Genomic DNA, 26,602 nt, shown 5'->3' on the forward strand with positions numbered 1-26,602 from the left:
CGGGGAAGTCAAAAAAAGGCCGGGCAGTGCCCGGCCTGTTCTCCATCGCGGCGCCGGGCGTACCCGGCGCATGTGGTCAGAAGATATCGAACGCCGCGTCGTCGGCCTGCGGGGTGTGGCCGTTGAAGTCGTACTCCTCCAGCTTCTCCATATCCTCCACCTTGACCCACTCGGTCGCACCGTTGAGCGTGGCCTGGACCATGCCCGAGGGTGGCTCGTTCTGCGCGATCGGTGTGTCCTTCAGCGCCACGCGCATGTACTCGATCCAGATCGGCAGGGCGGCGCGGCCGCCGTACTCGCGGTAGCCCAGCGAGCGGAAGTCGTCGCGGCCGACCCACACCGTGGTCGCGTACGGGCCGCCGAAACCGGAGAACCACGCATCACGGTGATCGTTGGTCGAGCCGGTCTTGCCACCCACGTCCTCGCGGCCGAGCACCTTGGCCGCGGTACCGGTGCCGCGCTGGACCACGTCGCGCATCATCGAGTTGAGCTGGTACGCGGTGCGGGCATCGATCGCGCGCGGCGCGACCTTGGCATCCGGGTTGACCGGTACCGGCACTTCGACGGCGGCAGCCTGCTGCGGCTTGGCCGGTGCGGCGTTGGCCGCGGGCGCGGAGCCGAAGTTGAAGCCGTCCACGACCTGGCTGACCGGCACGCCGCTGCTGCCAGCGCAGTCGCGGCAGGCGATGGCCGGGTTCTCCTTGAACACTTCCACGCCGTCACGGTCGGTGACCCGGTCGATCAGCCAGGTGTCCACGCGCGAGCCGCCATTGGCGAACACCGCATAGCCGCGCGCCACCGAGAGCGGGGTCAGCGAGGCGGTGCCCAGCGACATCGACAGGTTCGGCGGCAGCTCGGCCTCGGCGAAGCCGAACTCGCTGATGTACTTGCGCGCGTAATCCACGCCCATGCCATCAAGCAGGCGCACCGAGACCAGGTTGCGCGACTGCACCAGCGCCTCACGCAGGCGCATCGGGCCGCGGAAACCGCCGCCGTCGTTCTGTGGCGACCAGGTCTTGCCGCGGCGGTCGCGGAACACGACCGGGGCATCGAGCACGATCGAGGCCGGATTGAAGCCCTTGTCGAAGGCGGCGGCGTAGATGAAGGGCTTGAAGCTCGACCCCGGCTGGCGGCGCGCCTGGGTGGCACGGTTGAACTTGTTGCCGGAGAAGCTGAAGCCGCCGACCAGCGCTTTCAGCGCGCCGTTTTCGGCGTCCAGCGAGACCAGCGCGGCCTGGCCGCGCGGGATCTGGTCGAGCAGCCACTCGCCTTCTTTCTCACCCGCCCGCACGCGCACGATGTCGCCGCGGGTGACCAGTTTGGCCGGGGTCTTGTTGGTCCAGCGGGCGGCGCTGGCCGGCAGCACCACTTCGCTGCGGTTGCCCAGCACCACGGTGGCGCTGCCATCGGCGGCGGTGGCCGCCACGATCGCCGGCAGCAGGCCGGTCTGGGCCGGGATGCCGACCAGCTTGAGGGCCAGCGCGGCGGCATCGGCATCGGCCGGGACCTCGGCGTGCTGCTCCACGCCATGCCAGCCGTGGCGGTGGTCGTAGGCCAGCAGCCCGTCGCGTACCGACAGGTTGGCCGCGGTCTGCAGCTCGGCATTGATCGTGGTGGTCACGTGGTAACCCTTGTTGACCACGTCGCCGCCGAAGCGGGCGATCATTTCCTGGCGGACCAGTTCGGCCACGTAGGGCGCCTCGACCTGCACCGGCGGCTCATGCGCGGTGGCGTGCATCGGCACGGCCTTGGCCGCGTCGGCCTCGGCCTGGGAGATGAAGCCCAGGCTGGCCATGCGCTGCAGCACATAGAAGTCGCGGCGCTCACGGGCGCGCTCGGGGTTGCTGATCGGGTTGCCGGAGGAGGGGAACTTGGGGATGCCGGCCAGCGAGGCCATCTCGTCCAGGTCCAGCTCGCCCAGCTTCTTGCCGTAGTAGAACTCGGCCGCGGCGGCCACGCCGTAGGCGCGGTTGCCGAAGAAACTCTTGTTCAGGTACAGCTCGAAGATCTCGTCCTTGCTCAGCTCGCTCTCGATCTTGCGCGCCAGCAGGATCTCGGCCAGCTTGCGGGTGTAGCTGTACTCCGAGCTCAGGAAGAACTGACGGGCGACCTGCTGGGTGATGGTCGAGCCACCGGGCACGCGCTTGTCGTTGGTGGTGGCCAGCAGCCAGACCGCGCGGCCGATGCCCTTGTAGTCCACCCCGCCGTGCTCGTAGAAGCGGGCATCCTCGGTGGCCAGGAAGGCCTGCTTGAGGCGCTCCGGGACGTCCTTCATGGTGATGGGGGTGCGCCGGGTCTCGCCGAACACCGCCATGAGCTTGCCATCGCTGGCATAGACATACATGGGCTCCTGCATCTCCACGTCGCGCAGGGTCTGCACGTCCGGAAGTTTGGAGGAGATGGCGTAGTAGAGGCCGCCGGCAACCGCGGCGCCGATCAATGCCAGGACCAGGAACGCGACCAGCATCCAGCGCAGCCAACGGCGAAGACGTGTCATCAGTGACAGATTCCGATTGCGAATTTCGTGGTCGCAGAGTATAGATTACGCAAGGGAACGGCTGGGGTTGTTCCTGGGGAGAGCAGTCGATCACCGTCTGGGGACGCGTGAAACGAGCAGTGGTGCTCGTTTTACAGCTTGACGGTTGCGATTTGCAAAAAAAACGTTATTAATGCGCGGTCGCAGGTTCTGCGTCCAAGTGCCCATCGGCAGGGGAGAAACCGTGGGGCTTATCCCAAAAAGCCAGTCGCCTCTTATCGGCGTCGATATCAGCTCGACTGCAGTAAAGCTGTTGCAGCTATCCCGCAGCGGCAATCGTTTCCGCGTGGAACATTACGCCGTGGAACCGCTTCCGCCGAATGCGGTCGTGGAAAAGAACATCGTGGAGGTCGAAGCGGTCGGGGAGGCCATTCGACGTGCCGTGAACCGCTCCGGGACCAAGGCACGGCATGCCGCCGCGGCCGTGGCCGGCTCGGCCGTGATCACCAAGCTGATCCCGATGCCGGCCGATCTGGACGAGAACGAGATGGAAGCCCAGGTCGAGCTCGAGGCGGTCAACTACATCCCGTACCCGATCGAGGAAGTGAACCTCGATTTCGAAGTGCTGGGTGCGATTCCGAACAACCCGGAAATGGTCCAGGTGCTGTTGGCCGCCTCGCGTTCGGAGAACGTCGAGCTGCGCCAGTCGGCACTGGAGCTGGGCGGGCTGGTCGCGCGGGTGATGGACGTGGAGGCCTTCGCGGTCGAGAACGCCTTTGCCCTGGTCGCCAGCGAACTGCCGGTGGCCAGTGATGGCGTGGTCGCGCTGGTGGACATCGGCGCCACCATGACCACCCTGAATGTCCTGCGCGGGGGCCGCAGCCTGTACAGCCGCGAACAGGTGTTCGGTGGCAAGCAGCTGACCGACGAGGTGATGCGCCGCTACGGGCTGACCTATGAGGAAGCAGGCCTGGCCAAGCGCCAGGGTGGGCTGCCGGAAAGCTACGAGATGGAAGTGCTCGAGCCGTTCAAGGAAGCCACCGTCCAGCAGATCAGCCGCCTGCTGCAGTTCTTCTATGCGGGCAGCGAGTTCAACCGGGTCGACCACATCGTGCTCGCCGGCGGTTGCGCGGCCCTGACCGGCCTGCCGGACATGGTGGAAGAGCAGCTGGGCGTGGCCACCGTGGTGGCCAACCCGTTGGCACAGATGACGCTGGGTCCGAAGGTGCAGGCGCACGCGCTGGCCCAGGACGCCCCGGCGCTGATGATCGCGACCGGTCTGGCGCTGAGGAGCTTTGACTGATGGCGCGTATCAATCTATTGCCCTGGCGCGCCGAGCGGCGCAAGCAACGCCAGCGCGACTTCTACGCCATGCTGGGCGGGGCGGCCATCGGTGGCCTGCTGTTGTCGCTGCTGATCTGGTTCTACTACGACCGTCAGGTCAGCGGCCAGGCCGATCGCAATACCTTCCTGCAGGCCGAGATCGACAAGGTCAAGGAGCAGAACAAGGAAATCGAGCGCCTGGACCGGCAGAAGGATCGACTGCTGGCCCGCAAGGCCGTCATCGAGGAACTGCAGGCCAAGCGCTCGCAGATGGTGCACCTGTTCGATGCGCTGGTCCGGACCATCCCCGACGGGGTGGTGCTGACCACGCTCAAGCAGGAGGGCGACGTGCTGACCCTGGAAGGCCGCACGCAATCCAACGCACGGGTCAGCGCCTACATGCGCAACCTGGAAAGCTCGGGCTGGATGACCAACCCGGAGCTGTCGATCATCGAAGCCAAAGCCCCGGAGCGTGACAAGGCGGGCGCGGCCAGCGGTCCGGTCGCGGACATCAAGTCGCTGCCGTACATGTTCGTGGTCAAGGTGAATCTGCCCGCCCAGAGCAGCGTTACCGAGCTGGCCGCCGATGGCAGTGTGATCGAGCCGACCGCCGATCCCGCGCCGCCGGGCGCCACGCCGGTTCCGCCGGTGGCGCCGTTGTCGCCGGCGCCGGCGACGGATGCACCGGCATCGCCCGATGCCGCCGACCCGGCCAAACCTGCCGGTAGCCGCATCGTGCCGTCCACGCAACCTGCACAACCGGCGGCGCCGGCCCCGGCCCAGAAGGGGGCCGCCGCATGAGCCAGAAGATCAATCTCAAAGAGCTGGACTTCAACAACATCGGCAACTGGCCGCAGAAGGCCAAAGTGGTGTTCTGCGTGCTGCTGGCGCTGTTCATCATGATCATGTCGTGGTTCCTGCTGATCAGTGGCAAGCGCGATGAGCTGGCCTCGCTGGAAAGCCGTGAGAGCCAGCTGCGCGGTGAGTTCGAGAAAGAGCAGGGCCGTGCGGTCAACCTGGAGCCGCTCAAGCAGCAGCTGACCCAGATGGAGCAGGTGCTGCAGCAGATGCTGCGCCAGCTGCCCAGCAAGACCGAAATGCCGGACCTGATCATCGACATCTCGCAGACGGCACTGTCCAGCGGCCTGTCCAACGAGCTGTTCCAGCCGGGTGCCGAGCAGCCCAAGGAGTTCTACGCCGAAAAGCCGATCGCCCTGCGCATGGTGGGCAGTTACCACCAGTTCGGTGCGTTCGTCAGCGGTGTGGCCTCGCTGCCGCGCGTGGTCATCCTGACCATGCACGACATCAACCTGAAGCCGAAGGATCCCAAGACCGGCATCACCGCCCGCAGCGGTGCGCTGGAGTTGTCCGGAACGGTCAAGACCTACCGTTACCTGGATGACGTGGAGATGGAAGCGCAGGAGAAGGCCGCCGCTGAAAAAGAAAAAGCCGCGAAGAAGGGAGGCCGGAAATGAGCCGCCTGACCTCGACCGCACGGGTATGCGGCCTGTTGGGGGTCGCACTGCTGGCCGGCTGCGCACGCGGCGTGACCAGTACCCCCGGCGATGCGCCCAACCTGGAAAAGTGGGTGGCCGACGTGCGTGCACGTCCGGCACCGCCGCTTGAGCCGCTGCCGGTGATGCAGCAGTTCGAGACGTTTGAATATTCCGCGCAGGGGATGCGCGACCCGTTCACCGACGCCTGGGCCAATCCGCAAGGGGGATCGGGGCTGCGTCCGGATCCGAACCGCCGCAAGGAGCCGCTGGAAGATTTCCCGCTGGACAGCCTGGACATGGTGGGTTCGATCGGCCGTGGGGGCGGGCTCGTCGTGCTGGTGATGGCACCGGACAAGGTCACCTATCGGGTGCGTCCGGGCGTCTATCTGGGGCAGAGCGACGGGCGGGTGACCGGGGTCTTCGAGGACCGGATTGAGCTGATTGAACTGGTGCCGGATGGCGCGGGTGGCTGGCTGGAACGTCCGGCAACGCTCGCGCTTGAAGATCAATGAATGATTATGGGGATAGCACGATGACCTTTTCCAACGCCCTGCGGCTGCATTCCGTCCGGCGCCATAAGTTGCTCCACCTGTGCGCGCTGGGAGTCGCGCTCATGGTGGCCAACGGTACGCTGATGGCGGCGACGCCCGGCGGCGCAGTGCCCAAGCCGGCGGCCACCACCGCGCCGGCAGGCGCACCGGCCTCGCTGTCGGTGTCCAAGATCGATTTCAAGCGCGGCGACGATGGCGCCGGCCGACTGATCCTGCAGTTCGACGGGCAGGGCGCCAGCCCGGACCTGCGCAGCCAGGGCAACAGCGTCGTCATCGACGTGGGCAACGCGCGCCTGCCGGAGAGCCTGCAGAAGCCGATCAACGTGACCGACTTCGCCACGCCGGTGCAGCGCATCGATCCCAAGCCCTACGGCGGCGGCACCCAGCTGGTCCTCAACACCAATACCGCATTCGAGTCGCTGGCCTACCAGAGCGGCAATGAGTACGTGGTCGAGATCAGTCCACGCCAGGCAGCACCGGCGGCCGGCGCGATCACCGCCACCAGCGTGAGCCAGGCAGCGGCAGCACTGGGCCAGCGCGGCTACAGCGGCAAGCCGGTGACATTCAACTTCCAGGATGTGCCGGTCCGCACCGTGCTGCAGCTGGTCGCCGAGGAATCCAACCTCAACGTGGTCGCCTCCGACAGCGTGCAGGGCAATGTGACCCTGCGCCTGGTCAACGTGCCGTGGGACCAGGCACTGGACATCGTGCTGCGGGCCAAGGGCCTGGACAAGCGCCGCGATGGCGGCGTGATCTGGGTCGCGCCGCAGCCGGAGCTGGCCAAGTTCGAACAGGACAAGGAAGACGCGCGCATCGCGATCGAGAACCGCGAGGATCTGGTCACCGATTACGTGCAGATCAACTACCACAATGCCGGGGCGATCTTCAAAGCACTGACCGAAGCCAAGGGCATCGGCGGCAGCAGCGGTGGCAGCGGCGGCAGCTCGCAGGAAGACAGCGGGTTCCTGTCCTCGCGCGGGCGCATCGTGGCCGATGAGCGCACCAATACGCTGATGATCAGCGACATCCCGAAGAAGATCGCGCGGATGCGTGAGTTGATCAACGTGATCGACCGCCCGGTCGACCAGGTGCTGATCGAAAGCCGCATCGTGATCGCCACCGATACGTTCGCGCGCGAACTCGGTGCCAAGTTCGGCATCAGCGGCAGCCGCCAGGATGTGTTCTTCGGTGCCAACACCGACCAGAACCATTCCAACATCACCGATCGCGGGACCAAGGACGCCGAGTACCAGAAGGCGATCAACGAGTGGGTGGCCGGTGGCCGCACCGGCGCGATTCCGGTCCGTGGGCCGACCAAGTTCGCCGAAGGCCTGAACTGGAACCTGCCGGTGGCCGCGATCAACAATCCCGGCTCGCTTGCGCTGTCGATCCTCAATGCCGGTTACCTGCTGGATGTCGAGCTCTCGGCCATGCAGGCCGAATCGCGCGGCGAAGTGATCTCCAACCCGCGCGTGGTGACCACCAACCAGCGCGAAGCGGTGATCAAGCAGGGTAAGGAAATCGGCTACGTCACCATCAGCGGTGGCGGTGCGGCCGGTGCCGCGGCCCAGCCCAACGTCCAGTTCAAGGAAGTGGTTCTGGAGCTGAAGGTCACCCCCACCATCACCAACGACAACCGTGTGTTCCTCAACATGGCGGTCAAGAAGGATGAAGTGGAGCAGTACATTCTGCTGGAAGGTTACGGCCAGGTGCCGACCATCAACCGCCGCGAAGTGAACACTGCGGTGCTGGTGGACGACGGTCAGACCGTGGTCATCGGCGGCGTGTACGAGTTCACCGACCGCACCAGCATCAACAAGGTGCCGTTCCTGGGCGACGTGCCGTTCCTGGGCAATCTGTTCAAGAAGCGCAGCCGCAACAAGGACAAGGCCGAACTGCTGGTGTTCGTGACCCCCAAAGTGCTGCGCGTGGCCAAGTCCAACCCTGCCGTCAACTGAGATCCATCGACGTCGCAGTGACGAAAGGGCCGCCCCGTGCGGCCCTTTCTGCGTTCAGCCAATCTTGATGTCGTAACCGGCGCTGTCCTGCCATCATGGCGATGGAACCTCTGCCCACCGTGGAGGTCACATGGATGCCATGAATCTGCCGCCCCCCATGCCCGATACCCCCTCATCCGCTCCGGTGGAGCACGACCGCCTGCACGATGCGTTCCGCGCTCTGCGCGATGCCTTGTCCGCTGAGATCGTGGGCCAGAGCGCGCTCGTGGAGCGCCTGCTGACCGCGCTGCTGGCCGATGGCCACCTGCTGGTGGAAGGCGCACCCGGCCTGGCCAAGACCACGGCCATCCGCGCGCTGGCCGCCCGCCTCGATGCGGATTTCTCCCGCGTGCAGTTCACCCCGGATCTGCTGCCGGCCGATCTGACCGGCACCGAGATCTGGCGTCCGCAGGAAGGGCGTTTCGAGTTCGTGCCTGGCCCGATCTTCCACCCGATCCTGCTCGCCGACGAAATCAACCGGGCGCCGGCCAAAGTGCAGTCCGCGCTGCTCGAAGCGATGGGCGAGCGCCAGGTCACCGTGGGCCGCCACACCTATCCGCTGCCGTCGCTGTTCCTGGTGATGGCCACGCAGAACCCGATCGAGCAGGAGGGCACCTTCCCGCTGCCCGAAGCCCAGCTTGACCGCTTCCTGATGCACGTCCGGATCGGCTACCCGGATTCGGACGCCGAGACCGAGATCCTGCGGCTGGCGCGTGAGCGGGCCCGGGAGGCGCTGTCCACCCCGGCCGCCGCGCCCGCCCGCATGCCGTTGAGCGATGTGTTCGCTGCACGCAAGGCGGTGCTGTCGCTGCACATGGCGCCGGCGCTGGAGCGCTATCTCATCGAAATCGTCTTGGCCTCGCGCGATGCCGCCCGTTACGACCCGGCACTCGCCCGGCGCATCGCCTGGGGCGCCAGCCCGCGTGGCTCGATCGCGCTGGAGCGTTGCGCACGTGCGCGTGCCTGGCTGGCCGGCCGCGACTTCGTGACCCCGGAAGACGTGCGCAGCGTGGCCCCGGACGTGCTGCGACATCGCGTGCTGCCCAGCTATGAAGCCACCGCCGAGGGGTGGGACGGCGAGCGGCTGGTTGCCGAGCTGCTGGCCCGCGTGCCGGCGCCCTGAGCGCCATGGACGTGCCCGTGCATACCGCCACGCCGCTGGAAGGCGATGGCCTGCAGCCGAGCCTGGCCGAACTGGTGGCGTTGCGCCGCAGTGCGCATCGCGCGCCACCGGCGCGGCGTGGTCGGCTCGGTCATGCCGGCAGTGCGCCGTCGCCCGCGCGCGGGCGCGGCATGGAGTACGCCGAGTCGCGCGAGTACGTGCCGGGCGATGACGCCCGGCACATCGACTGGCGCGTCACCGCGCGCACCGGGCGCGCGCATACCAAACTCTTCCAGGCCGAGCGCGAGCGCTTGACGCTGCTGGTCGCCGATACTGACCCGGTGCTGTATTTCGGCACGCGGGTCCGCTTCAAATCCGTGCAGGCCGCGCGCGTGGGTGCCGTCGCGGCGTGGCTGGCGCAGCGCCAGGGCGACCGCCTAGCTGCCGTGCGTGGCAGCACCCAGGAGCCGCCGATCGCACCGGCCGGCGGCACGCGCGGTGTGCTGCGCGTGCTCGATGCCCTGACCCGTTGGTACGCCGAACCGCCCGCCGAAGACGCCGGCCTGGATCGCGCGCTGGAGCAGGCGGCGCGGCTGCTGCGCCCCGGTGCACGCGTGGTGGTGCTGGCCGATCCGGCGCGCGCGGCCACGATCAGCCCTGCGCGCTGGGCCGCGTTGGCCATGCACCATGAAGTGGTGGTGATGCTGCTGGTCGATCCGCTGGAGCTGGCACCGCCGGCCGAGGCATTGCCGTTTCTTTCGCAGGGCCGCCGCGTGCTGTTGGATCTGGGCAGCGCAGCGGTGCGCGAGCACTGGCGCGACCGTTTCGTGGCCCCACTGGAAGCGCTGCAGAACAGTCTGGCCGCGCGCCGCATCCAGGTGCATGTGGTCGCCACCGATGACGCGAGCGACAGCTGGTTGAGCCCGTTGCCAACCGCGGTGGTGGCATGAGCGCCGCTGCGTCGCTGCCGCTGCGCGATGTGCAGCTGCCACCGTCACCGTCGTGGTGGCCGCCTGCGCCCGGTTGGTGGCTGGTGTTGGCTGCCATCGTCGTGGTGGTGGCCGCGATCTGGATCTGGCAATGGCGCCGGCGCCGTGCACGCCAGCGTTGGCTGGATCTGTTCGATGCCCAGGTAGCCCAGGCCGGTTCGCCAGTGTTGGAGGTCGCGGCGATCGCCGAGCTGCTGCGCCGCGCGGCACGTCGGTACCAGCCCGGCGCGGAACGTCTGCAGGGCAGTGAATGGCTGGCCTTTCTCGATGAAAAGAACAGCCGCGCTTTTTCCGAGGGCGACGGTGCGCTGCTGCGCGATGGCGGCTACCGCCCCAGCGTGGATGCAGAGGCGGTGCAGCGCTTGCGGGTGCTCGCACGCCGCCGCTATCTGTCGCTGTTGACGGAGCGGCGCCGATGATCGCACTCACACTGCCGACATGGTTGAGCTGGCTCGACGGGCTGGCGTGGCCGTGGATGCTGCTGGCGCTGCCGCTGCCGATCCTGATGCGGTGGTGGCCTTCGCGGCCCGGCGCGGGTGCCGCGTTGCGGGTGCCGTATGCGGCCGATCAACTGCAGTCGCTGGGCGTTGCGTCGGGCGGCGCCGGGGCAGGGCTGGGCCGTGCCGTGTTGTGGCTCGCCTGGGCCTGCCTGTGCGTGGCCGCCGCGCGGCCGCAGCAGTTGGGTGAGGCGGTGACGCCGCCGCAGCAGGGCCGGCAGATGATGCTCGCGGTGGACGTGTCCGGCAGCATGAGCGAAGCGGACATGATGCTCGGCAACCAGGTGGTGGAGCGCCTGACCGCGGCCAAGGCCGTGCTCGCCGATTTCCTCGACCGCCGTGTGGGCGACCGGGTAGGGCTGCTGATCTTCGGTGAGCGTGCCTACACCCTGACCCCGTTGACCGCCGACCTCACCAGCGTGCGCGACCAGCTGCGCGACAGCGTGGTCGGCCTGGCCGGTCGCGAGACCGCCATTGGCGATGCGATCGCGCTGGCGGTCAAGCGCCTGCGCGAACAACCCGAGGGCCAGCGCGTGCTGATCCTGCTTACCGACGGCGTCAGCAACGCCGGCGTGCTTGAACCGCTGCGTGCGGCCGAACTGGCGCAGACCGAAGGCGTGCGCGTCTATACCGTGGCCTTTGGCGGCGACGGCGGCATCAGCCTGTTCGGCGTGCAGATCGCCCCCGGCGAAGACCCGGTCGACGAGGCCACCTTGAAAAAGATCGCCGAACTCACCGGTGGCCGCTCCTTCCGCGCGCGCAACACCGAAGAGCTGGCCGGTATCTACGCCGAGCTGCAACGGCTGGAGCCGGTCAAATCCGCTGGCCCGGCGGTGCGGCCGCGGATCGAACGCTACGCCTTGCCGCTGGCGTTGGCATTGCTGCTGGCCGGCTTGGCCTGGCTGCTGCCGAGGCGGTGGCGATGATCGCGAACTGGACTGCACTGCACTTCATGCGCCCTGATGCGTTGTGGGCGCTGCTCGCGCTGCCGCTGCTGGTGGCGATCTGGTGGCTGCGTCGGCGTCGCAGCAATGTGTGGCGGCACGCGGTCGATGCGCATCTGCTGCGACATCTGCTGGTCGGCCGCGACCGTCGCGCCTGGGGCGGGTTGATCCTGCTGCTGCTCGGCACAACGATCGCCATCGTGGCACTGGCGGGTCCCTCATGGCGGCAGGTCGCCCAACCGTTGTGGCAGACGCCGTCGCCGCTGGTGGTCGCGCTGGATCTTTCCTCGCGGGTCACCGCGACCGATCTGCCGCCCTCGCGGCTGCTGCAGGCGCGCGCCAAACTGGCCACGCTGCTGCGCGAGCGCCAAGGCGGCGAAGTCGCCCTGCTGGTGTATGCCGATGATGCCTACACGGTGGCGCCACTCACCGACGACATGGCCAATGTCGCGTTGTATCTGGACGCGCTGGCACCGGACGTCATGCCCCGCGATGGTCAGCGTGCCGACCGTGCACTGGAAACCGCGGTGAAGCTGCTGCAGCAATCCGGTGCGCGCGGCGGCGACATTCTCCTGCTCACCGACCGCGCCGATGCGGATGCCGGGCAGGCCGCGGCCTCGGCACGTGCGCAGGGCTTCGTGGTCTCCGTGCTCGGGTTGGGCACGCCGCAGGGCGCGGCGTATCGCAACGGCGGGGGCCAGATCGTGCGGGCGCGGCTGGAAGAGGCCACCCTGCGCGGCGTGGCCAGCCGCGGTGGCGGTCGCTATGCGCGCATCGCCAGCGACGACAAGGATCTGGCCGCGCTTGATGTGCTGATCCCGCGGGTCAGCGCCGACGATAGCCGCGAAGGGCAGGGCCGTACCTGGCGCGATGAGGGCTTCTGGTTGCTGCCGCCGCTGATGTTGCTGGCCTTGTTCGCGTTCCGTCGGCGCGGTGCGCTGGCGGTGCTGGTGATGATGGCAGCGTTGCCGATGGCGATGCCGACGTCTGCGCACGCAGCAGAAGGCACGTGGTGGCAACGCGGCGATCAGGTCGATCAGCAGCGCCTGTCCACCGGCGTGGATGCGTACCGCAAGGGCGACTTCAAGGCGGCGCAGCAGCAGTTCGAGGGGATCGATACCGATGCCGGCTGGTACAACCTGGGCAACGCGCTGGCGCGGCAGGGCCAGTACGACGCGGCCATCGACGCTTACGACCGCGCGCTGAAGAAGCATCCGGGCATGGCCGACGCGGTCGCCAACCGCGCCGCGGTCGATGCCGCACGCAAGCGCAAGCCCCCCCGGAACAACGACCAGAACAACGATCAGAAAGACGGAAAGAACCCACCCGACAAGCCCGACGCCGGCAAGAACCAAGGACAGGGCAAGGACGGTGACGGTTCGCCGCCGCCCTCGTCCGGTGATCCGAAGGATGGCCAATCAACGGGCGAGAAGTCGCCGCAAGCGGCCGACAGTCAAGCGCAGGCCGAGGCCGACGCGGCCCAGCGCGAGCGCATGCAGCAGGCGATGCAGCGCCAAGGGAAGCACGACGGCACCGACAAGGCGCAGGGCCAGGTCAGCGGCACGCCGCAGCAACGCGAGCAGCAGCAGGCCGTCGAAGCCTGGATGCGTCGCGTGCCGGATGACCCGGGCAGCCTGTTGCGGGCCAAGTTCCAGCTGGAAAATGAACGCAGGAAACGGGAAGGGCGATGACACATTCCACGATACAGCGCTGGTTGCGCGCCGGGCTCGCCCTGCTGCTGTGCGCGAGCATGGCCGCGCACGCGCAGACCCGCGCCTGGCTGGACCGCGAGCAGATCACCGACAGCGATACCGTCACCCTCAACATCGAATCCGATGCGGGTGGCGGGGCGCCGGACTACGGCCCGCTGCGGACCGACTTCGAGCTCAGCAACCAGACCAGCAGTCGCCAGGTGCAGTGGACCAATGGCGCGATGACCTCGCGTGCGCTGTATGCCGTGCTGCTCAGTCCCAGGCGCAGCGGCACGCTGCAGATCCCCGCTCTGCAGGTGGGCAGCAGCCGCACGCAGCCACTCACCCTGCAGGTCGGTGCCAGCAGCGCCGCTGCCCCGGCGGCGGCCAGCAGCAACGCCGCCGTGTTCCTGGAAACCGAGGTCGACGATCCCACACCCTATGTGCAGCAGAGCGTGGGCGTGGTGGTGCGGCTGTTCTACGCCGCGCAGCTGCTCAGTGGTGAACTGGTGCTCGATACGCCGGCCGGTGCATCGCTGCAGCGGGTGGGCGATGACCGCAGCCAGGTGCGCGAGGTCAACGGCCGCCGCTACAACGTGGTGGAGCGGCGCTTTCTGCTGATCCCCGAACGCAGCGGCCCGCTGGTGCTGCCGGCCGCGCAGTTCAACGGGCGCAGCGCGGGGGGCTTCTTCAATGACATGTTCGGCGGTGATGGCCGGCTGCGTGCCGCCTCGGCCGAGCGCACGCTGCAGGTCCAGGCGCAGCCAGCCTCGGCACCGCAACCGTGGCTGCCCCTGCACGGGCTGCGCCTGCGCTACACCGCCGCGCCCACCACCGGCCGTGCCGGTGAAGCGGCCACCATCGTGGTCGAGGCGATAGCCGAGGGCGCGACCAAGGCGCAGTTCCCGGAGCTGCCGGTGCCGGACGTCGGCCCAGGCGCGCAGGTGTTCGCCGAGCCGCCGCAGTTCGATGAAACCTTCAACGGCAACACGCCGCAGCTCAAGCTCACCCGGCGCTTTGCGATCGTGCCGCGTCAGGCCGGGCCGTTGACCGTGCCGGGGCTGCGCATGGCGTGGTGGGATGTCGCGGCCGGCCAGCCGCGCAGTGCCAGCCTGCCGGACCTGCAGCTGGACATCGCCACCGGCGTTGGTGGCGTTGCCGCGCCGACCTTGCCGGTAGACACCATCTCGGCCCTGCCGGGCGAGCCGGCGGCATCTTCACCCGACCTGCAGTTGGCCCCGGCGCAGGGCGCGTCACGGCCGTGGGGCTGGATCGGGCTGTCGGCCGGCCTGGCCGTGCTGTGGCTGCTTACCTTGGCCTGGGGCTGGCGCCGACGCGGGCGCCCGGTTGCCGTGCGCGGTGCCGAAGGCGGCGTTCCCGCCGCCGCGGCACGCAGCGCGTACACCCGCGCCGATCTGCGCCGTGCCATGGAAGCGGGCGGGCTCGATGAGATCGTCGCGGTGCTGGCGGGCATGGGCGGTGTGCAGACCCTGGACCAGGTGCTGGAGCACCTCGACGATGCCCAGCAGCGCGAGGCATTGGTAAGGATGCAGCAGGTCCGTTGGGGCGGGCAGGGCGGCGATGTCGGGCAGGCCCGGCAGGACCTGCGGCGTGCCTTCCATGACGGACCACACTGGCGGGTGCGCGCGGCCGCGCAGAACAATGGCCTTGCGCCGTTGTACCCATCTGCGCATTCATAAAAAGGCGTGTCGGTCAGGGCGGCTGCCTTTGCTAAGCTGATTTCATTTTTTCGAGGAACGCCGCTCCATGACTGAGGCCGCAACGACCCGGCAGAAACTGCCTTTGCACTGGAAAATGGGCATTGGCTTCATCATCGGCCTGGTCCTCGGGCTGACCGTGCATGCCCTCGGCGGCACCGTTGACGGCCTGAGCGGCGTGGCCAAATGGGTGATGGACTACATCACCAGCCCGGCGTCGGGGCTGTTCCTCAATCTGATCTTCATGCTGATCGTGCCGCTGATCTTCTCGGCGCTGATCATGGGCGTGTCGGAGATGGGCGACATCCGCGCCCTCGGCCGCATCGGCTGGAAGACACTGGCCTACACCATCGTCCTGTCCGGCATCGCCGTGGGCATCGGCCTGGTGCTGGTCAACGTGCTCAAGCCCGGCGTGGGCGTGGACCCGGTCGTGGCCGCGCAGATGCTGGCCGAGAATGCCGAGCGCAGCAAGGAAATCGTCGCCGGCATCCATGGCACGCCGAAGGGCATGGACATGCTGCTGTCGATCGTACCGGGCAACGTGGTCGAGGCGGCCTCCAGCAACAGCGCGATCCTGTCGCTGATGTTCTTCGCGCTGATGTTCGGCATCGGCATGGTGCTTTCGCCCGAAGAGAAGGTGGCCCCGCTGCGTCGTGCCATCGAAGGCATCTTCGAAGTCTCGATGACCCTGATCAATCTGGTCATCCGCCTGGCCCCGTACGCGGTGGCCTGCTTCATGTTCAACCTGGCCGCGTTGTTCGGTTTCGAGCTGATCATCCGCCTGGGCGCCTACGTGGGCGTGGTGGTGCTGGCGCTGGGCCTGCACATGGTGGTGACCTACGGCGTGGCCGTGTGGCTGTCCGGGCGCTCGCCGCTGGCGTTCTTCCGCGACACCCAGGAGGCCACCGTGATGGCGTTCTCCACCGCCTCCAGCAACGCCACCCTGCCGACCGCGCTGCGCGTGGCCGACCAGATGGGCCTGCCGCAGAAAGTCTCGCGCTTCGTGCTGACCGTCGGCGCCACCGCCAACCAGAACGGCACCGCGCTGTTCGAGGGCGTGACAGTGATCTTCCTGGCGCAGTTCTTCGGCGTGGACCTGAGCATCGGCCAGCAGATCATGGTGATGGCGGTCTGCATCCTGGGCGGTATCGGCACCGCAGGCGTGCCCTCCGGCTCGCTGCCGGTGGTGGCGATGATCTGCGCGATGGTCGGCGTGAACCCGCTGGGCATCGGCCTGATCCTGGGCGTGAACCACTTCCTGGACATGTGCCGTACCGCACTGAACGTGACCGGCGATCTGGCCCTGACCACCCTGGTGGCCAAGGGCGAGGTGGACGATGGCCCGGTGGTGGCGGCCGTGGCCCCGGCACCCGCGCCGGCCCCGCGCGACTAAGCCTGCGCAGGCCCGGTGTTCCCTGACGCCCCGCCTCGCGCGGGGCGTCTTCGTTTAACGGCTGGCCTGTCTCCGGCCTGACCCGGTCGATCAGCTGTGGGACAATGGGCCGCCCGCACGTTCGCGGCCGCCTCCCGATTCCGACAGAACCATGACGCAGCCTACCCGCCGCCAGTTGGCCAATGCCATCCGCTTCCTCGCCGCTGATGCGGTTGAAACCGCCAAGTCCGGTCATCCCGGCATGCCGATGGGCATGGCCGACATCGCCGAAGTGCTCTGGAACGACTATCTCCGTCACAACCCGAAGAATCCCAAGTGGTTCAACCGCGACCGCTTCGTGCTGTCCAACGGCCACGGCTCGATGCTGCAGTACGCGCTGCTGCACCTGAGCGGCTACGACCTGCCGATCGAACAGCTCAAGCAGTTCCGCCAGCTCGGCAGCAAGACCGCCGGCCATCCGGAACACCATGAAACCCCCGGCGTGGAGACCACCACCGGTCCGCTGGGTCAGGGTCTGGCCAACGCCGTGGGCTTTGCGCTGGCCGAGAAACTGCTGGCACAGCGCTACAACCGTCCGGAACACGAGATCGTCGACCACCGCACCTGGGTGTTCCTGGGCGATGGCTGCCTGATGGAAGGCATCTCGCATGAAGCCGCCTCGCTGGCCGGTACCTGGGGCCTGTCCAAGCTGGTCTGCTTCTGGGACGACAACCACATCTCCATCGACGGCAACACCGATGGCTGGTTCACCGACAACACCCCCGAGCGTTTCGAAGCCTATGGCTGGAACGTGGTGCGCGGCGTCGATGGCCACGATCCGGACAGCATCAAGGCCGCGATCGACAGCGCGCTGTCGCAGTTCGACAAGCCGACCCTGATCTGCTGCCGCACCACCATCGGCTTCGGTTCGCCGAACAAGGCGGGCAAGGAATCCAGCCACGGCGCCCCGCTGGGCAAGGATGAGCTGGACGCGACCCGCAAGCAGCTGGGCTGGCCGTACGGCCCGTTCGAGATTCCCGAAGAGATCTACGCCGGCTGGCGTGCCGGCGGTACCGGCACCCTGCGCCAGGCGGAGTGGGAACAGCAGTTCGACAAGTACGCCGCGCAGTTCCCGGCCGAAGCCGATGAGCTGATCCGTCGTTCGCACGGCGAGCTGCCGGCTGACTTCATCGCCAAGGCCGATGCCTACATCGCCCAGGTCCAGGCCGATGGCCAGACCATCGCCTCGCGCAAGGCCTCGCAGTTGGCGATCGAAGCGTTCGCCCCGCTGCTGCCGGAGCTGGTGGGCGGTTCGGCCGATCTGGCGCACTCCAACCTGACCCTGTGGAAGGCCAGCAAGTCGGTCGCCACCGATGACCCGAACGCGAACTACGTCTACTACGGCGTGCGCGAGTTCGGCATGACCGCGATCGCCAACGGCCTGGCCCTGCATGGCGGGTTCATTCCGTTCGATGCCACCTTCCTGGTGTTCAGCGATTACGCCCGCAACGGCGTGCGCATGAGCGCGCTGATCCCGGCCCATGCGATCCACGTGTACACGCACGATTCGATCGGCCTCGGCGAAGACGGCCCGACCCACCAGCCGGTGGAGCATCTGGCCTCGCTGCGGTACATCCCGAACAACGATGTGTGGCGCCCGTGCGATGCGGTCGAATCGGCGGTGAGCTGGAAGTCGGCGATCACCCGCAAGGATGGCCCGAGCTGCCTGGTGTTCAGCCGCCAGAACCTGCCGCACCAGCCGCGCAGCACCGAACAGGTCGCCCAGATCGCGCGCGGTGGCTACGTGCTGGCCGACGCCGAAGGCGGCGTGCCGGACGTGATCCTGATCGGCACCGGTTCGGAAGTGGGCCTGGCCGTGACTGCCAAGGCGGAACTGGATGCCGCCGGCATCAAGACCCGCGTGGTGTCGATGCCGTCGACCGACGTGTTCGAACGTCAGGACGCGGCGTACCGCGAGTCCGTGCTGCCCAACGCCGTGCGCAACCGCGTGGCCGTGGAAGCCGGTGTCACCGGTTTCTGGCGCCAGTACGTGGGCCTGGACGGTGCGGTGGTGGGTATCGACACCTTCGGTGCGTCGGCCCCGGCGGACGCGCTGTACAAGCACTTCGGCATCACCGCCGAGCACGTCGTGGCTGCGGCCAAGGCGCAGCTGGCGAACTGATGGCGGCTGGATAGCGCCGAGCCACGCTCGGCGCCATCAAAAGGAAGGCCGGCGAACGCCGGCCTTCTGCGTTCTGGATTGATGGACGGCGCGCATCACGCCGTGCGTGCCAAGCCCAACCGAACCAGCCGCGCCTCGATGCGTTCGCCGAACGTCTTCGGCGCTTCCAGTCCCATTCGCTGCAGATAGGCCTGATCCCCATCACCGGCCGGTTGCGTCACCGCCGCCAGCACCGTGCGCAGCTTGGCCATCGGCGTCTGCGTGTTCTGCTTCAGCCAGCCCAGCGCCTTGACCAGGTGCTGCTCCACTTCGGTGAAATCGCTGCCCAGCGGATAGTCCGGTAACAGGCCGGACTGGCGGAACGGTGCCAGCGCGGCGCTGACGGCGGCGGCTGTGTTGCGCCGCCCATCACCGGCCGCGGTGAAACCAGCCGCGAGCTTCTTCGAGGCTTTCGCTTTGTCCAGCAGTGCCGACTGGAACTGCGCATCGGTGATCGCAGTCATGGCGATCACGCAGTCCTCGTCGGTCATGTTGCGAAGATCGGCGATGCCGTACTCGTTGATGTAGAGATCGCGCAGATGCCGCGGGATCGTGGTGTGCCCGTAGTTCCAGCGCACGTTGGACTGCAGCACGCCCTTGTCCTCACGGGTGGCGCGGAAAATCAGCGCGCTGCGGGCGCCGGGCAGGGCATGCGCCATCGCCACGAAGTTGTATTGGCCGCCCACGCCGGAGACCACGCGCCCGTCTTCCAGTGCATCGGAGACAGCGGCGCCGAGCGCGGTGGCCATCATGCAGGAGTTGAAGAAGCGCGCATCGCGGCGTTGCATCCGCTCCAGCGTTTCATCGCCACCGTAGAGCTGGTTGATCTCACTGATGCGGCGCATGCCGATCGCGCTGCGCTCGTCATCGGGCAGGTCGCGCAGCCACTGGTAGAACTCCGGCGAGCCCAGGTAGAACGCACCGTGCAGGTACTGGCCCTCGGCCTCGAGGGTGGCGTAATCGGTGGTCCACGCGGTGCCGTTCTCGATCCGCTGCAGCAGCGCCAGATCGTCATGCACCTTGCGCCGGATCACGCCGGTCTGGACCAGCCGGCGGAAGCCTTCGTTGAGCATTTCGCTGCAGCCATACAGGCCAATCTCGAACGGCTCCAGGCCACCGCATTCCAGCACGGTGGGGTGGTGGGCCAGGCCGGGATCCAGCGCCTGCAGAATCTGGCGATACCGTGCGTTGTCGGTATGCCGCAGTACCAGCGCATGGCTGAGTGCATCGGCCAGCGTGCCGATGCCGATCTGAAGCGTGCCACCATCGCGCACCAGCGTGCTGGCGTACAGGCCGATGGCATAGTCGGCATCGCTGACCGGCTGGCGCGGCAGACCGAACAGTTCCGGGTACGGCCCGGGCGGGGTAATCACCAGATCGAAGAACGACACATCCACCGTGGCCGAGCCGTCCAGATACGGGAGCTGCGGATCGATCTCGGCGATCATCAACGGCCGGGGCAGCCCGCGCGCGACCATCGCATCCAGCGTGTCCTGGGTGATGTCGTTGTTGCACGACAGCGACAGGCGTCGGTCATTCGCGCGCATGGCTACTTTCTGCACGATCGCGTGCGGCGCGCGCTGGGCCACCGCATCGGCGGCGTGCGTGTAGTTGAGGCTGGTGTAGCTGCGCTGCGCCTGCGACGAGCCGAGCAGTGCACCGGACTGCATGTAGAACTCTTCCACCTGCACATGCGCCGGCAGCTGGTCGCGCACCATCGCATCGGCGTAGGCCAGCCGCGGAAAGTCCTCGCCGAAATGACGCTCGGCGAACGGCTTCATGAAGCGTGCTTCCAGCCCGGCGCCGCCGCGCGGCGGGTTCAGCGACAACGCGGTGTACAGCTGCAGCGGCCGCGAGGCATCATTTTCCACGCGCGCGTACAGGGCGTTGAGCAGCCGGTGCGGCTTGCCCAGCGCCAGCGGTGCGCCGATGCGCAGGGGGCCATCGACCCGCTGCAGCAGCCAGTCGACGGCGGCGTCCAGGTCGGTCAGGTGTTCGGTCATGCGGCACTATCCTGCGAAATCATGCGGTCATTACAGCATTCCGGGGTTGAACAGACGGCGACGCGCGACGTCATCGCCGGTGCGCAGGGACCGTGCACCGCTGTCATCGAATATTCGGCAGCGTCTCATCGAGGGCTCCGTGGGGCATGCACCGATGCTGGCAGTGGCTGCATGAACCGGCTGTCGAAGGGGTTGACACCCGTGCTGATTACGGGCGTAATCGAACCGTCGATTACGGGTGTAAATGATGAGCCAGATCAGTGAAGCCGAAGCTGTCGTGATGGAGGTGCTGTGGCGCAATCATCCGCTGGGCGCCGATGAGGTGATGGCCGCGCTGGCCAGCCGGAACTGGGCCGAGCCCACCATCAAGACGCTGCTCAATCGGCTGCTGACCAAGGGGGCGATCAGTGCCAGCCGCGACGGGCGCCGCTATCTGTATTCGCCGGTGCTGCAGCGCCACGCCTGGGTGGCCGAACAGAGCGAAGGCTTTCTGGATCGCGTGTTCGATGGCCGCGTCGCGCCGCTGGTTGCGCATTTCAGCCAGCGCGGGGAGCTCAGCGCGCAGGACATCGCCGAGCTCAAGCAACTGATCCGGGAGCTGGACCATGACTGAGCTGCTTGATGGGTTGCTGCAGGCCAGCGTCTGGCTGGCGCTGGCGGCGCTTGTGGTGGCCGCCGCACGGCCGGTGTTGCTGCGTCTGGGCGGCGCGGCGCTGGCGTATCGCAGCTGGTGGGTGCTGCCGTTGATGCTGGTGGTGCCTTATCTGCCACTGCCACGGCTGCCGATCACTGAGACAGAGCCGGTGATGGTCATGGCCTCGGCCCTGCGCGCGCCTGCCGTGCCCAGCGATGCTTCGCAGTGGCCGCTGCTGCTGTTGGCGGTGTGGCTGCTGGGCGCAGTGGCGATGGCTGGCCTCAGCTGGCGCGCGCAACGTCGCTTTGAACATGCGCTGGGGAAGCTGCAACTGCGCGGGGATGGCAGCTGGCAGGCCAGTCGCGATCCCGGCCTGCCGGCGCTGGTGGGCCTGTGGAAGCCGCGGATCGTGGTCGGCCCGGACTTCGAGCAGCGGTTCAGCCCCGCCGAGCAGGACCTGATCCTGCGCCATGAACACAGCCACCGCCGTCATGGCGATCCCTGGGCAAACGCCGCGTTGGCCGCGCTGCGCTGCGTGTTCTGGTTCCACCCGTTGCTGCCGTGGGTGGCGCGCCGGTTCCTGCGGGACCAGGAACTGGCCTGCGACGCACGCACGGTCGACCCGCATCCGGCCCTGCGCCGGCTCTATGCCAACGCGTTGCTGAAGGCGCAGTTGGTCCACCCGGTTGCGCCGATGGCCTGCCACTGGCGCAGCCAACCGATGTTGAAGGAGCGTATTGCCATGTTGAAGGAACACAAGCGGAACGCATTGCCGTGGATGGCCGGGCAGGTGCTGGTGGTCGGGTTGTGTGTGGGTCTGGGCACAGTGGCCTGGGCCAGCCAGGGCAGCGCAGCGGCTGCCGTCAGCGGGATGGGACAGGTCGATATGCCGGCCGATCGCGGTGCGACTGCCCGCATGATGCCGCCACCGTCCTATCCGAAGATTGCCTTCGAGCAAGGCATCGTCGGCAAGGTCGTGTTGCAGGTGAACGTCGACGCCGACGGCAAGGCCACCAGCGTGCGCGTGCTGGAGGCCACCCCGGCGGGCATCTTCGATGCGGCGTCGGTGGCTGCCGCGGAGCAGTGGACCTTCGAACCAGCGATCAAGAATGGCAAAGCGGTCGCCTCGGCGCTGAAGATTCCTGTCACGTTCGCCATGGATGACGACGAGCCCGCGCGATGAGGCGGGAGGTGGCAACGGCGCTGTCTTTGCTGCTTCTGTCGGGCTGTGCAGGGCACGATCAGATCACCACGGTGGACACGCGTGCCGAGAACGTGGACCACCAGCGTCTGCAGGCCAGCGGGGGCACCACCGGGAGCGCGCAGGTGGGGACGTATCAGCTCGGCCCCACCGAGGGCTACCGCATGCCGCAGCTCTACGCGGCGCCCGATCCGGTGGTCGGGGAGCGCGATCCTCGGCGCGAGCTGGCACCGACCATGGTGTGCCTGCAGGTGGTGATCGATGCGCAGGGCAGGGTGGAGCGCAGTGTGCCGTTGAGTGATCGCGGCGAGTGCGCGGCCGGCAATGCGCCGGAGAACGCGCCGCTAATGCAGGCCGCGCAGGAAGCCGTGGCGATGTGGCGCTACACCCCCGCAGCGGTCTGTCATTTTCCCCCGCAGCGCGTGCCGACGGATCGGGGAGACTGCGAAGGCGCTGAGCGCATCGAACCGGTGCCGGTAAGCCTGCTGTACGGCTTCACGTTCGAGATCGTGAAAGGGCAACACGTGGTGCGGCGGCAAGGACGCTGAACAGGCAAGGCGACCTGTGTCAACCGGGCAATAAGGGGGTGCCGGCCAGCGGCCGGCGCTACCTTTCCGGACCGCCCTGGAGGTTGGCCTTTACCGAGGGCTGCATCAGTTTCGGCTCGGGCAGGGTGGCGTCACGGGCTTGACGGGTGGCGACAAAGTCCGCCTCGCTGATGCCATCGCGCAGATGGATGTTGTGCGCGCGTTGTTCGCCGATCGTGGTTTGATTGGCGACCTCGCGGCCGCCCGGACCGTAGTCGTGACAGATGAAGACACGGGTCGCGTCGGGCAATGCCAGCAACCGCTGGATCGACCGGTACAGCTGTCCCGCATCACCGCCCGGGAAATCGCAGCGGGCGGTGCCGCCGTCGGGCATGAAGAGCGAATCGCCGGTGAACAGCGCATCGCCGATCCGATACGCAACGCTGTCACTGGTATGGCCCGGCACGGCGATCACCTCGCCCTCGAGATCACCCAGCGCGAAGCGCTCGCCATCGGCGAACAGACGGTCGAACTGCGAGCCGTCGGTCGGCACGTCCAGTGCGTAGCGCGGTGCGAACGTGCGCTGCACCTGCACGATACCCTGGCCCATGGCGAGCGTCGCATCGGGCCACTGCGTCTTGAGCCAGCGCCCGGCGCTGATGTGATCGGCATGGGCGTGTGTCTCCAGCAGCCAACCTACCTTCAGGCCGCTGTCGCGCACATGGGCAAGCAGCGGCTGCAAGGGCCCTGCACCGAGTGCATCGGTATCCGGGTCGTAATCCAGCACCGGATCGATCACCGCCGCCTGCAGCGTCGCCGGGTCATGCACCACGTAACTGAAGGTGTGGCTGTCCGGGTGGAAGAAACTGGCGACGTGCAGTGACATGGTGCTGACCTCAGCGTTTGCCCAGAGTGTCGTTGAGCAGCACGGCCAGGCGTTCACCGGCCACGCGCAGCTCACGCTCGGCGACCGGGCGGTAGGTCGCCGCATAGCTCGGGGCCAGCGTACGCTTGTCCGGGTAAACGCCAGGTGCAATGGCGATCCGGCAGCTGGCTTCGGCCCATTGGACAGCATCGACATCGATGTTGGAACGTTTGGCCAGCTTGGGCTCGGGCAGGGCCAGCAGACGCTTGAGGTACTGGTCGTCATCCAGCTGCTGCTCGTTCAGCATGCCGCTGTCCCACAGCGAGTGCAGGTTGGTACCGCGGTTGTTGAACTGCACCTGGAAATCGTTGCCGCCCTTGTCCTGGCCGTAGCCGGCATGCATCGGCTGGTGGATGTCCCCGGCGAAATGCACGACGAACTTCAGCGCCTGCGCGCGCTCGGCGTCGGGCTTGCTGCGGTCGCGCAGGATCTTGGTCTGCGCCTTCAGTGCCTCGACCACGCAGTTGCCGTTTTTGCAGTGCTTGCGCACGTTGTAGTGGCACTTATCTTCGCCGATGTTGACGTAGTGCCAGCCAGCCGAGCGCTTGCCCAGGTCCGGATCCTTGGCCCGCAGCTGGTCAGCCCACGGCGCGATGGCGTGCAATGTCGGATCCGGCTCGGCAGCGAGCAGGCGGTGGACCTCGGCCTGGGTCTGCGGGGTCAGCCGGGTCTCGGCGATCCGCGCCACCAGCCGGTGGCCCTGTGCGCCCCAGGCCAGGGCATCGGTGGAAACAAGGGCGAGGGCCAGCGCAAGCGCGGTGGCCGGGAGCAGGGAGGGCATCTTCATCCGCGGCATTCTAGCGGGCTGACCGTGCTGCGGGTTTGCCGGGATCTGGCCGGCTGCAGGCTGAGGTCGGCCATCTCGCTGGAAGGCCAGACGCTGCCGCCGCCTCATGCGTGCCAAACAGCTGCAAGAAGATCGAAAAAAAACCCCGGCCGAAGCCGGGGAATTGTCTTGCTGCGAGGGTGTTGCCTTGTTGGGCTCTGATCCGCCGATCAGAACTTGAACACGTACGACACGCCGTAAGCCAGCGGGTCGATATTGACGGTGCCGATCTTCTCGCCATCCAGCTTCACCTTGCTGTCGATGTCCATCCAGCGCACATCCACGCGCAGCGAGCCCTTGTCGTTGATCGCGAAGTCCAGACCAGCATGGGCGGCCAGGCCCCAGGAGTCTTCCATCTTCAGCTTGCTGCCAGCCAACGCGCCGCCGGTCTTCTCGCTGAAGAACGTGGTGTAGTTGATGCCCGCGCCCAGGAACGGCGAGACCTTGCCCTTGCTGTTGAAGTGATACTGCAGCGACACCACCGGCGGCAGGTGCTTGGTGCTGCCCACGTTGCCCAGGCCGGCGATGTTGATGTCGTGCTTGAACGGCAGTGCCGCCAGGAGTTCGATGCCGAGGTTGTCGGCAATGAAGTACTCACCGGTGATGGTCGGCTTGATGTCGTTGTCGACATCGACCTTCAGCGTGCCGCCGGCCAGCGAGCCGTTGTTGGACTTCGGAGCAACCTGGTGCACGCCGGCACCGATCGTCCAGTCACCCTTGGACTGGGCCATGGCGGGGGAGGCGGCCAGCGCCAGAGCGGCGGCCAGGCTGGAGAGCAGGAGGGGGGAGGTCTTGCGCATGAGACGGTCTCGTGGCGGGTTGGAATGGCGCCAGTTTTCCCGTCCACGCGCCTGCGCGCCTTGATCCGGATCAATCCGGGTATTTACTGTTGTAACCGGTTCCCATTCGGCTCCCACGGCCTGCCCGGGTCCGGCCCTGCTAGAATGAACACCCCTTTCCATCGGCGCCGCACCGTCGCGGCTGCAGGAGCTTGTGAACATGGCAATCAAGGTTGGCATCAACGGTTTCGGTCGCATCGGGCGCAACGTACTGCGCTCGGCCGTGCTGAACTTCGGCAATGACATCGAAATCGTCGCCATCAACGATCTGCTGGAGCCGGACTACCTGGCGTACATGCTGAAGTACGACTCCGTGCACGGCCGCTTCAAGGCCGACGTGGAGGTCTCCGGCAACGACCTGCTGGTCAACGGCAAGAAGATCCGCCTGACCCAGGAACGCGATCCGGCCAACCTGAAGTGGGACGACGTCGGCGTGGACGTCGTCATCGAATCCACCGGCCTGTTCCTGACCAAGGAAACCGCGCAGAAGCACATCGACGCGGGCGCCAAGAAGGTGATCCTGTCGGCGCCGTCGAAGGACGACACCCCGATGTTCGTGTTCGGCGTGAACGACAAGACCTACGCCGGCCAGGCGATCGTCTCCAACGCGTCGTGCACCACCAACTGCCTGGCGCCGCTGGCCAAGGTCATCAACGACAAGTGGGGCATCAAGCGTGGCCTGATGACCACCGTGCACGCCGCGACCGCCACCCAGAAGACCGTCGATGGCCCGTCCAACAAGGACTGGCGCGGTGGCCGTGGCATCCTGGAGAACATCATCCCGTCCTCCACCGGCGCGGCCAAGGCCGTCGGCGTGGTGATCCCGGAATTGAACAAGAAGCTGACCGGCATGAGCTTCCGCGTGCCGACCTCGGACGTGTCGGTGGTCGATCTGACCGTCGAGCTGGAGAAGGAAGCCACCTACGCCGAGATCTGCGCTGAAGTGAAGGCACAGAGCGAAGGCGCGCTGAAGGGCATCCTGGGCTACACCGAAGACAAGGTCGTGGCGACCGACTTCCGCGGCGAAACCCACACCTCGGTGTTCGACGCCGATGCCGGCATCGCGCTGGATGGCACCTTCGTCAAGCTGGTGTCGTGGTACGACAACGAATGGGGCTACTCCAACAAGTGCCTGGAAATGGTCAAGGTCGTCGCTGCGTAAGCCAGCGCTGTTCCTGCGTCATTCCACAGACCCCGGCCCCGTGCCGGGGTCTGTCGTTTCAGGCAGACCAATCAGCGCCTTGATCCCGCCCGTGCCTCCGATCCATTA

Annotated in this window: 22 protein-coding genes; 17 read left to right on the forward strand and 5 right to left on the reverse strand. The window is 67.2% G+C overall.

From position 1 onward, the window contains the following. Positions 1–76 precede the first annotated feature (76 nt). A complete protein-coding gene (locus tag ABE464_RS14115; protein WP_346472483.1) occupies positions 77–2,497 on the reverse strand; it encodes a penicillin-binding protein 1A in 2,421 nt (806 codons plus the stop codon). 223 nt (positions 2,498–2,720) lie between these two features. Between ABE464_RS14115 and ABE464_RS14120 the strand changes: the two genes are divergently transcribed. The 13 genes from ABE464_RS14120 to tkt all read left to right on the forward strand — a co-directional run bounded on the left by ABE464_RS14120 (position 2,721) and on the right by tkt (position 18,338). Beyond that, positions 2,721–3,779 carry a pilus assembly protein PilM gene (locus tag ABE464_RS14120; protein ID WP_123730869.1) on the forward strand — a complete coding sequence of 353 codons (1,059 nt, stop codon included), beginning with the start codon at positions 2,721–2,723 and terminating at the stop codon, positions 3,777–3,779. Then, positions 3,779–4,600, forward strand: coding sequence for a PilN domain-containing protein (locus ABE464_RS14125; RefSeq protein ID WP_346472484.1), 822 nt, complete (start codon positions 3,779–3,781; stop codon positions 4,598–4,600). Before ABE464_RS14120 ends, ABE464_RS14125 begins: the two co-directional genes overlap by 1 nt. Next, on the forward strand, positions 4,597–5,274 hold the full coding sequence (locus tag ABE464_RS14130; protein WP_346472485.1) for a type 4a pilus biogenesis protein PilO: 678 nt from the start codon (positions 4,597–4,599) through the stop codon (positions 5,272–5,274). The genes ABE464_RS14125 and ABE464_RS14130 overlap by 4 nt, the downstream gene beginning before the upstream one ends. Continuing rightward, on the forward strand, positions 5,271–5,807 hold the full coding sequence (locus ABE464_RS14135) for a pilus assembly protein PilP (protein WP_346472486.1): 537 nt from the start codon (positions 5,271–5,273) through the stop codon (positions 5,805–5,807). The genes ABE464_RS14130 and ABE464_RS14135 overlap by 4 nt, the downstream gene beginning before the upstream one ends. 20 nt (positions 5,808–5,827) lie before the next feature. Continuing rightward, positions 5,828–7,804, forward strand: coding sequence for a type IV pilus secretin PilQ family protein (locus ABE464_RS14140; RefSeq protein ID WP_346472487.1), 1,977 nt, complete (start codon positions 5,828–5,830; stop codon positions 7,802–7,804). Between the two features lie 139 nt (positions 7,805–7,943). Next, the gene (locus ABE464_RS14145) at positions 7,944–8,966 is read left to right on the forward strand and encodes a MoxR family ATPase (RefSeq protein WP_346472556.1); all 1,023 of its coding nucleotides are present in this window, start codon (positions 7,944–7,946) and stop codon (positions 8,964–8,966) included. A 5-nt stretch (positions 8,967–8,971) separates the two neighbouring features. Next, the gene (locus ABE464_RS14150) at positions 8,972–9,895 is read left to right on the forward strand and encodes a DUF58 domain-containing protein (protein WP_346472488.1); all 924 of its coding nucleotides are present in this window, start codon (positions 8,972–8,974) and stop codon (positions 9,893–9,895) included. Then, positions 9,892–10,353: a DUF4381 family protein gene (locus ABE464_RS14155; RefSeq protein WP_346472489.1), complete on the forward strand. Its 462-nt coding sequence runs from the start codon at positions 9,892–9,894 to the stop codon at positions 10,351–10,353. Before ABE464_RS14150 ends, ABE464_RS14155 begins: the two co-directional genes overlap by 4 nt. Continuing rightward, positions 10,350–11,357, forward strand: coding sequence for a VWA domain-containing protein (locus ABE464_RS14160; protein ID WP_346472490.1), 1,008 nt, complete (start codon positions 10,350–10,352; stop codon positions 11,355–11,357). The genes ABE464_RS14155 and ABE464_RS14160 overlap by 4 nt, the downstream gene beginning before the upstream one ends. Continuing rightward, positions 11,354–13,066, forward strand: coding sequence for a VWA domain-containing protein (locus tag ABE464_RS14165; protein ID WP_346472491.1), 1,713 nt, complete (start codon positions 11,354–11,356; stop codon positions 13,064–13,066). The genes ABE464_RS14160 and ABE464_RS14165 overlap by 4 nt, the downstream gene beginning before the upstream one ends. Continuing rightward, positions 13,063–14,766: a BatD family protein gene (locus tag ABE464_RS14170; RefSeq protein ID WP_346472492.1), complete on the forward strand. Its 1,704-nt coding sequence runs from the start codon at positions 13,063–13,065 to the stop codon at positions 14,764–14,766. The genes ABE464_RS14165 and ABE464_RS14170 overlap by 4 nt, the downstream gene beginning before the upstream one ends. Positions 14,767–14,833: 67 nt before the next feature. Further along, positions 14,834–16,177, forward strand: coding sequence for a dicarboxylate/amino acid:cation symporter (locus ABE464_RS14175; protein WP_123730323.1), 1,344 nt, complete (start codon positions 14,834–14,836; stop codon positions 16,175–16,177). Positions 16,178–16,328: 151 nt separating this feature from the next. Beyond that, positions 16,329–18,338, forward strand: coding sequence for a transketolase (tkt, locus tag ABE464_RS14180; protein ID WP_346472493.1), 2,010 nt, complete (start codon positions 16,329–16,331; stop codon positions 18,336–18,338). A 95-nt stretch (positions 18,339–18,433) separates the two neighbouring features. Here the strand turns inward: tkt and ABE464_RS14185 are convergent, their stop codons facing one another. Continuing rightward, positions 18,434–20,380, reverse strand: a complete 1,947-nt coding sequence (locus tag ABE464_RS14185; protein ID WP_346472494.1) for an acetyl-CoA hydrolase/transferase C-terminal domain-containing protein — start codon at positions 20,378–20,380, stop codon at positions 18,434–18,436. Positions 20,381–20,627: 247 nt separating this feature from the next. Between ABE464_RS14185 and ABE464_RS14190 the strand changes: the two genes are divergently transcribed. The 3 genes from ABE464_RS14190 to ABE464_RS14200 are packed head-to-tail and all read left to right on the forward strand — an operon-like array spanning position 20,628 to position 22,763. Continuing rightward, complete coding sequence (locus tag ABE464_RS14190; RefSeq protein WP_259259297.1) at positions 20,628–20,993, forward strand: BlaI/MecI/CopY family transcriptional regulator; 366 nt, start codon at positions 20,628–20,630, stop codon at positions 20,991–20,993. Continuing rightward, positions 20,986–22,197: a TonB family protein gene (locus tag ABE464_RS14195; protein ID WP_346472495.1), complete on the forward strand. Its 1,212-nt coding sequence runs from the start codon at positions 20,986–20,988 to the stop codon at positions 22,195–22,197. The genes ABE464_RS14190 and ABE464_RS14195 overlap by 8 nt, the downstream gene beginning before the upstream one ends. Next, the gene (locus ABE464_RS14200; RefSeq protein ID WP_346472496.1) at positions 22,194–22,763 is read left to right on the forward strand and encodes a hypothetical protein; all 570 of its coding nucleotides are present in this window, start codon (positions 22,194–22,196) and stop codon (positions 22,761–22,763) included. Before ABE464_RS14195 ends, ABE464_RS14200 begins: the two co-directional genes overlap by 4 nt. Positions 22,764–22,821: 58 nt before the next feature. Here the strand turns inward: ABE464_RS14200 and ABE464_RS14205 are convergent, their stop codons facing one another. The 3 genes from ABE464_RS14205 to ABE464_RS14215 all read right to left on the reverse strand — a co-directional run bounded on the left by ABE464_RS14205 (position 22,822) and on the right by ABE464_RS14215 (position 25,293). Further along, positions 22,822–23,628: an MBL fold metallo-hydrolase gene (locus tag ABE464_RS14205; protein ID WP_346472497.1), complete on the reverse strand. Its 807-nt coding sequence runs from the start codon at positions 23,626–23,628 to the stop codon at positions 22,822–22,824. Between the two features lie 10 nt (positions 23,629–23,638). After that, entirely contained in the window at positions 23,639–24,454 is an 816-nt protein-coding gene (locus ABE464_RS14210; protein WP_346472498.1) for a S1/P1 nuclease, read from the reverse strand. A 209-nt stretch (positions 24,455–24,663) separates the two neighbouring features. Next, positions 24,664–25,293, reverse strand: coding sequence for an OmpW family outer membrane protein (locus ABE464_RS14215; RefSeq protein ID WP_346472499.1), 630 nt, complete (start codon positions 25,291–25,293; stop codon positions 24,664–24,666). Positions 25,294–25,492: 199 nt separating this feature from the next. Between ABE464_RS14215 and gap the strand changes: the two genes are divergently transcribed. Continuing rightward, positions 25,493–26,494: a type I glyceraldehyde-3-phosphate dehydrogenase gene (gene gap / locus ABE464_RS14220; protein WP_259259306.1), complete on the forward strand. Its 1,002-nt coding sequence runs from the start codon at positions 25,493–25,495 to the stop codon at positions 26,492–26,494. The last annotated feature ends 108 nt before the right edge of the window (positions 26,495–26,602 follow it).

Origin of the sequence: Stenotrophomonas sp. TWI587 (genome assembly GCF_039674145.1) — a bacterium.
Lineage (GTDB): Bacteria > Pseudomonadota > Gammaproteobacteria > Xanthomonadales > Xanthomonadaceae > Stenotrophomonas > Stenotrophomonas maltophilia_AY.